Annotated in this window: 1 protein-coding gene; it reads right to left on the bottom strand. The window is 41.7% G+C overall.

All coding sequences use genetic code 11. The features are described from left to right. A partial coding sequence (locus tag ACRD7P_RS20740) for an aminotransferase class III-fold pyridoxal phosphate-dependent enzyme (protein ID WP_430909712.1) occupies positions 1–8,678 on the bottom strand: 8,678 nt, incomplete at its 3' end. Positions 8,679–8,741: the final 63 nt, after the last annotated feature.

Genomic DNA, 8,741 nt, shown 5'->3' with positions numbered 1-8,741 from the left:
ATCGCGCCGTTATGCCGCGTGATCGCCCCCTTGGGAACGCCCGTACTCCCGGAGGTGAAAAGAACGTACGCCCAACTCTCCATGCCGTTCACGTTGACGGGGTTCGCCTTCGACATGCCCGATAGATAGGACACATCGTATACATCGACTCCCGAAAAGGATAGCTCGGGAAAAGGTCCATCGACCGACAATATCGTCTTATCAACAAGACACTCAAGACCCGACAAAAGCTCCGTGGTCGTAATCAAATAAGGAAAATTGTTCTCGCTAAGCATACCCTGGATTCGGGAAGGGGGATTCTGGGTGTCCAAGGGAACATATACACCCCCGGCCTTCATAATACCCAACATACAGCCCAAAAACATTGCACTGCGATCCATATAAACCCCTACACAAGTGCCAGGGGAAAGACCGGCACCCAAAAGACCGTGCGCTACCTGGTTCGCATAATTGTTCAGCTCATCGTAGCTCCAACGCTCCCCACAATGCACCACCGCCGTCGAATCACCGTAAAGGGAAACCATGGACTCGAAGCGCACGTTGATCGGTACCGTGTTGCCAAGGTCCACCGCACCCCCGCTGAAGACCTCTAAGTGCTCTCGCTGTTTACTGTCGGGGACCAATTGCAAATCAGATAAAGGGCCTTCGGTGTCTTTGACTATCTGATCAATTAAATAAACATACGATTCCAAAATTTCATTGATCAACGATGTGCTGAACTTAGATTGCAGGAAGTCCAAACTCAAGATTAACTCCCCCGATTGCTCGATAATATTAAGCGACAAATCAACATCGCTATACAGCGGCCTATGCTCCTCAAGATCGAGGCTTATTTGATACATCTCAGTTTTACCTACGCTAACGTCGAAGTTAAAATTGACATTGATATTGTCATCCCCAATCATTCGACCTTCGCTCTGCATCAGTTCTATAAAATGAGCATACGGATAGTCTTGATGGTCATAGGCATCAAACAACCTGTTTTTAAGTTTTTTGAAGTAATCAGTTATTGATTCATACCCGTTATAGGAAGCAGTCAAAGGCATAATATGAGAAAAATAACCAACCGTCTTATCAATGCCCGGCATAGCGCGTCCACCATTCGGAATTCCAATTACAACTTCCTTTTGTCTGGAGATTTTAAACAACAACAACTCAAAAGCAGCTAAAAAAGTCATAAAAAGCGTAAGCCCATTTTGGTTACTCCAGTTCTTTATCAGATTGACTTTTTCTGTTGGCATCTTTAATGTACCTGTGCCACCATCGTTTTTGTCATTTGACAAAGTTTTATCAAACGGTAATTCTAAGAAAAAAGATTTATCCGAAAATTTCTCCAAGAAATACCGCTCATGGTCCTTCCAGGCTTTGTCTTTCTTATAATTTTCCAACCAATCTAGATATCGCGGAAATTGCAGGAGCGGTTCTTTTACAAAGTGCACACCTTTCTCAATTGCATTGTAATTTTCGATTATTTCTCTAATCAAAACTGCACATGACCATCCATCTGCGATAATATGGTGTACCGTTAGCAATAAAACGTAATTATCTTCGGCAAACTTTATTAGATTTAATCGAATCAGAGCACCTTCGGTAAAAGTAAAAGGTGTCTTCAAACTATTTAGAACACTTGCGCGATATGCCTCTTGTTGCTCACCCTCATTATCCTGAGAAAAGTCAACCTCTTGAATAGTTATTGGGATTGAATTGTCATAAATTAGTTTTTCACCATCTTCAGAAAACCTACTTTTTAATATCCAATGCGCGTCCATCACCTGTTCCACAGAAATGCGGAAAGCGTGCTTGTTTATCTTCCCTTTCATTTTCATACTGAAAGAAAGCATGTATGCCAAGGATAGTTCTATGTCTATCTCATTTAGAAAAAACAATTGTTTCTGAGCCAGGGTCAACACTGTGGCTAACTCGTTTTCCCTTTTGTGTTCTAGAAATTGCTTTTGGGGGATATTTGTTTTACCACTAACAAGCTTCGCACTTGTGCAAATTGCATTGTAAATTTCTTCTAAATCGTCATTGCTGTGAGCAAAGGAGAGAAAAAGGTTATTAGCTGCCCATGCATATATTCCTTTTTCAATCAGATGAAACAAAAACAAATCAAAATTTCCTTTGAACTTAAAGCGAAACAGCGAACCAAAATGCACTACTTGCAGGGGCAACGATTCTTTATTGAAATAATCGTTAAGCCGTTCCATCAAATCACTGGTTCTTTGATTAAGTTCTTTATATCCTTCTGTGCCAAGTTCTTTTATACGTGTTAGAACAGCCTTGGCAGCAGCTAATGCTAATGGATGACGGGTAAATGTACCTGCAATCAACGTTTTAGTAGCTTCAGGATATGATTCATCTCCATACGCCCAAAAACCACCATCTACCGTATCTAAATATTCACTTGAACCTGCAACGACACCTATTGGCATTCCTCCTCCAACAATTTTCCCGTAGGTGGCGATATCCGCTTTCACGTTAAAGTATTCCTGTGCACCGCCCGGCATGATTCTAAACCCGGTTATCATCTCATCAAATATCAAAGGAACTTCCAACTCTTTGGTTAATACCCTTAAACTCTTGATAAGCTCCACAGGTTGATAACCCGGATATCTACTTCTTACGGGTTCAATCATTACTCCTGCCAGATCATCTGCATATGCCCTGATTTGATCCAAAACATCTTCATCATTATAGTTAAGAACAACAAGGTCTTTCACCATATTAGCAGTAACACCGGAAACCATTGGCTCTACTTTACCTTCTTCGTCCCCTGGCATTCCCAATATCAGTTCGGAATGTCCATGGTAAGAGCCGGAAAAAATTACTATTTTACTTTTTCCAGTCGCTGTGCGGGCCATTCGTAAGGCAAAGGATACCGCTTCACTGCCTGTATTGGCAAAACATACTCTTTCTGTTCCGGTAATTTCAGAAATGAGGGTAGCCACTTCTTTTGAGAGCTTGGCCAAAGGACCTATGTTTATTCCTTTTCTTAATTGATCCTCTATCGCTTTTATTATGAAATCAGGCTGATGTCCAAAAATGCAGGAACCCATTCCCATAGTGATATCAACATATTCGTTGCCATCGATATCTGTAAATTTGGAACCTAAAGCTGTTTCACTTACAATGGGATAAACCATTTCTTTGGTAGCTACCCTAAACCCGAGCGTAGAACGATAATCCGCCAATACCTCCCTTGATTCGGAAGCATATGATTTAGACAATGGCGTTTTATCCGTAAAATTTTTGATTAACTCGGAAAGTTGCTCTTCTTGATTTTCGGGAAGTTTGGAGAAGTAGAAATCCTTATCGCCAAAAGAAGAAGGTAGAATCGTCTTATCACTAGTCCCCTTTGATGGCTTCCCTTTTTGTAGATGATTGCCGTTCTCATCACCCAATGGTTTATTTATACTAGAACTGGCATTTTTGGGAAGCTTCAAATATTCGGCTAATATTCTATTCTGTTCTGCGAATTGTTGCATTATTAGACCCAAATCCCCGTCACCACCACGGGGCAATTCACTATTATTATTCTGAATCAATTTACTATCAACTCCATTTAAACTAAAATCTTGAGTTACGCCTTTATCCAGTGTTTGTTCGGATATTGGCTCCTGTATTCCCTTTTCTTCTATGATATAATCTACAATAGATTCTAAATTGGTAAGGTCCTCAAATAGTCTGCGAATCGGAATCTTAATTTCGTATTCTTTTTCTATTTTCCGCACCACTTCCATCAGCACAAGCGAATCGGCTCCAAACTCCAATAATGATGAGTTAAGTTCTAAGTCTTCCGCATTTAATTCGAGGGAAGCGGTAACGATTGAGCGAAGTGTATTTTCTATTTCCTTAAAGACCAATCTTGGCATTGCTGTTGTATTAAATTCGTTCGTGTTTTCTGGTATTTTTTTGGTTTCCATTTCTTTCTTCTCTTCTTCGAACCAATATCTTTCCCTCTGAAATGGATAGGTTGGAATTGCTACTTTACGACCTCCTTTATTTTTGTAAAATTCTTTCCAGTTAACATCGCCCCCGTTGGTATACCATTCCCCTAGGTTTTGGAGAATATGTTGTATCTCGCCGGCCCCTTTTCGCATAGAGGACAACCACGTAATATGCGCGTCATCTTTAACGCATTGGCTCCCTTGCACTGTCAGGATCGGATGGCCACCAAGTTCAATACAACTGTTCACCCCTTGCGACTCAAGACAGGACATCCCTTTGGAAAATAGCACCGGATCAACTATGTGGCGTACCCAATACTCCGGAGTGCTAATATCCTCCGTAGCCAGTTCTCCCGTTAGGTTGCTAACCATCTTATAGGGCGGTTGTATGGGATTATAGGTAATACTCTCGGCGACTTCCGTAAATGACGATAATATGGGTTTCATCAGAGGAGAATGAAAGGCATGTGAAACTTGTAAGGTTTTATATTTTATTCCCCTGGATGTAATGGTTTCACATAACTTGTTCAAGGATTCGGCGTTGCCGGAAAGCACTATTTGATTTGGACCATTCATTGCGGCTATTGCGACATCATCTTCGTAATTCTTCAAAAGTTTGGAAATGGTTTCTTCCTTGCATTGAATCGAAATCATTTTTCCTACCTGCGGTAATTCTTGCATCAACCGGCCCCTTGCCGATACCAACTTCAACGCATCTTCAATTGAGAATACGCCAGCTACATGTGCTGCGACTATTTCTCCTATACTATGTCCCAGCAAAAACGCTGGCGTTACCCCCCAACTCTCCCATAGCTTGTAAAGTGCATACTCTATCGAGAATAGGGCAGGTTGGGTGTAACATGTTTGATCTATTTGTCTTGTTTTGTCTTCTTCAGCAAATACAATTTCCAATAGGTTTTTGTCTAAATATGTATTTAGGATGGCCGCACAGACATCAAGGGCTTCTTTAAATACGGGCTCACTTTCATACAGTTCCCTCCCCATTCCTGCGTATTGAGAACCTTGTCCGGTAAATAAAAATGCCGTTTTTAAAGGTGCCTTGTCAGCTGTTTTTTTCGCCGGCACAAAATCGATTGCGCCTATTTGCTCTAACAAGTTTTTATGGTTATGGTATACGATAGCCAATCGCTCTTGATGATGATCTCTGGCCACTGCCGAGGTATAGGCCACGTTTTTCAGTTCTTTCTCAGGTGTTCTTTTTAAATATTCCCTGACGCTCTTACATTGATCGTTAATTGCTTTCTCTCCTTTGGCCGACAAGGTTAGCAACTGGTACGAATGAGAAGGCATTGCTATATCCGATACCTTCTTTTGTTGTATCCCTGGATCTTCTAAAATTACATGAACATTTGCTCCACCAAATCCAAAAGAACTGACCGCGGCCTTTTTGGTTTCCCTCTCTTTTGAATTCCACTTAAGAAGTTTCTTCGGTATCTGTACGTTATGTTTCTCCCAATTGATGAGTGTATTGGGTTTGTTAAAATGGATCTGGCCAGGTATCTGCCCATGATTCATACACAATACCGTTTTTATTAGACCGGCGATACCCGCTGCAGATTCTAGATGCCCAATATTCGATTTGACCGCTCCAATGCGTAACGGTTGCTCCGATGACCTTTCATTTCCATAAACCGCGTCAAGTGCTTCTACTTCGATAGGGTCACCCAATGCAGTTCCAGTACCATGCGCTTCCACATATGCAATCTGGTTCGGTTGTAGGCCCGCCGAACGCAATGCTGATTTGATCACATCTTGTTGGGCCCTCCCGTTCGGTGCCGTCAACCCATTGCTGCGACCATCTTGATTCATTGCCGAACCTTTAACTACAGCTAAAATGGTGTCCCCGTCTTTCATTGCCTTTGAAAATGGTTTTAAAAGCACCAAACCACAACCTTCACCTCTTACATAGCCATTTGCGGAGTCATCGAATGTTTTACACCTTCCATCTACGGACATCATACTAGCTTGGGACAACGCTATCGTAGGTTCTGGTGCAAGAATTAGATTTATTCCTCCGGCAATAGCCATGGTGCTTTCCCCATTACGTATGCTCTGGGCGGCCATATGAATACTGGCAAGAGAGGAAGAACAGGCGGTATCAATAGCTATACTTGGGCCCGCAAAGTCGAAACAATAGGAAATTCTATTCGCGGCAATGCTTAAGGCCGCCCCGGTTCCAGAATAGATATCTTTGGAAGAATTTTTTAAAAGATCTCTGTAATCATTTTGCATGATTCCGATAAAAACACCTGTCTTGGTGTTTTTTAAGGATGATGGAGCGTACCCGGAGCTTTCGATCAACTCGTGGGTCAGCTCTAATAAAATGCGCTGTTGAGGATCCATTCTTTTTGCCTCTCTTGAAGAAATGCCAAAGAACGAAGCATCGAATTTATCTACATGCTCTATAAAACCTCCCCACCGGGTATTCATATGGTCCCCATCAATTTCTTCACTGTAGTATGCCTCTATATTCCATCGTTGGGACGGCACCTCTGTAATGCTATCCTTTCCTGATTTTAAGTTATCCCAAAATGCCTCAATTGAATTGGCCCCTGGGAATCTACAGGTCATACCTACTATGGCAACAGCGTCATTTTTGGGATTTATTTCCTCTTTATTAGGTGCGTCTTTGACGGTATGCCCCTTTTCATTTAGATTGGCCGCCAAAGTTCTGATAGTGGGAAAACTGTACATTAACGCTGGAGACACTTCACGACCTAAATATTCTGATAGTCTGCCAGACAACTGGATTCCCTGCAAGGAAGTCATCCCAAGTTCGGCGAATGATTTGTCAATAGTAACTTTGGAAATTTCTAGCTGCAAGTCCGCACTAATGTTTTCCCTTAACCATTGTTCTGTCTCTGAAAGTGAAAAAACGGCTGTCGCCATTTCTGCCTTTTCAGGAATTGACATTATAGCTGTATTCTCCTTGACCGTGTCTTTTCCTAAAACCCACTCAATAATACCTTGAACACTATTTGACTCATAGGAAGCCTTTGCGGCCAAACGCTTTATTTTACCACTTGACGTTTTGGAAACACGCCCGGGACTAACCAATACCAGCTCATGTACGGCCAACTCATGGTTTTGAAATATGGCCGTGCATACTGCGTTTACAATTTCATCGAAATCGTAACTGCGCATACTTGTTCTTTTGAGCTCTTGGACCAGTACAAGGGCTTCTTTACCATTCACTTCTACCGAAAACGCGGCACCCGCATTTTCCTGCAAATCTTTATTGGAAGCTTGAACCGTTCTTTCGATATCTTGCGGAAAGTGATTCACGCCATTAATGATCATCATTTCCTTTAATCGACCAGAGATATAGAGTTCTTTATTGTGGAGAAAACCCATATCCCCTGTTCGGAGATAGCTGCCCTTGCTTTTATTCACCCTTCCATCTTTATATAAGGAATAGGCATTAAAAAATTCATCAGTAAGTTCTTTCTTGTTCCAATAACCTTGCGCGATACTGGCTCCTTTTACCCAAATTTCCCCTACTTCGTTTTTTGCACAAAGTTCTTTGGTATCAGGATCAACGACGATCACTTTCAAACCTTTTGCCACACATCCATTCCCAATAAAACAAGTATTATCAAGCGTGTCGTCGTCCTTACCCAGCACAATTTTACCCTCGGCAAGTTCCTTTTTGTTCAAACATAGCTTTGAGGGTTCTTCGGCGTGGATCGTGCCGCTTACGAACAAGGTAGTTTCTGCCATGCCATAACATGGAAAAAAACTGTTTTTCCGGAATCCGAAGGACTGGAAACGATAAGCAAATTTGCTTAAGGTCTCGGGACGGATAGGTTCAGAACCATTAAAAGTCACTTTTAGACAGCTTAAATCTAACCCCTCTAAATCTTCCTCTTTGATTTGATTCGTACATAAATCATATGCAAAATTAGGTCCCCCACTACTTGTCGCCCTATATTTAGATATCGCTTTTAACCATCTAATAGGTTTTTGAATAAAAGCGGTTGGAGACATTAGTACAGAAGTAATACCTACAAAAAAGGGTTGTATAACGTTTCCTATTAAACCCATATCGTGGTAAATAGGTAACCACCCCACGACCGATGACGCCAATGTGTGCTTAAATGCGCTCTTGATCAAAAGAGAATTGTGCACCATATTCGCATGACTTACAATAACCCCCTTTGGGTTTCCTGTTGAACCTGAGGTATATTGTAAGAATGCAACGGTCTCAGCACTTATTTTTGGTAAGATTTTCTCGTTTTGATATTCAAGCACATCTGTTTTTAACCAGCCTACGGCCGAAAACACTTCTTTACTAAACCACTCGTTTGTCTTGGTATACAACTCTTCTGTGGTCAATAGTAAGGAAGCATTGCAATCAGAAACCACTTTTTCCAATCTTCCTAGTCTCCGTTTTCCGTTCGGAGGAAATGCGGGAACAGCAATTACCCCAGCTAGCAAACAACCAAAGAAGGCATCGATAAATTCTAAGCTCGAAGGATACAACAACAACACGCGATCCCCCGGGTTTACCTTGGTCAACACATGTGAGGCGATTACCCTGGCCTTATCATATAATTCCAAATAGGTTCGGGAGTCGACTTCCTCTTCACCATTCAATAAAAACCGGTACACCACTTTGTCCGGTCTTTCAATTAAATGATTGTTGAATATGTCTATTAAGGTTTCGGCCTGCTTTTGATATTCTTTACGGGGCTGGTTTAAATTTGACATTACGAGTGTATTAGGGTGCTATGATAATTGTAGTTCCGCTGCCTCTTTGGAGCAGGACCTGAT

It is taken from the genome of Maribacter sp. 2-571, assembly GCF_050589625.1.
In the GTDB taxonomy this organism is placed as follows: Bacteria; Bacteroidota; Bacteroidia; order Flavobacteriales; family Flavobacteriaceae; genus Pelagihabitans.
This window is presented reverse-complemented; position numbering and strand designations above follow the sequence as displayed.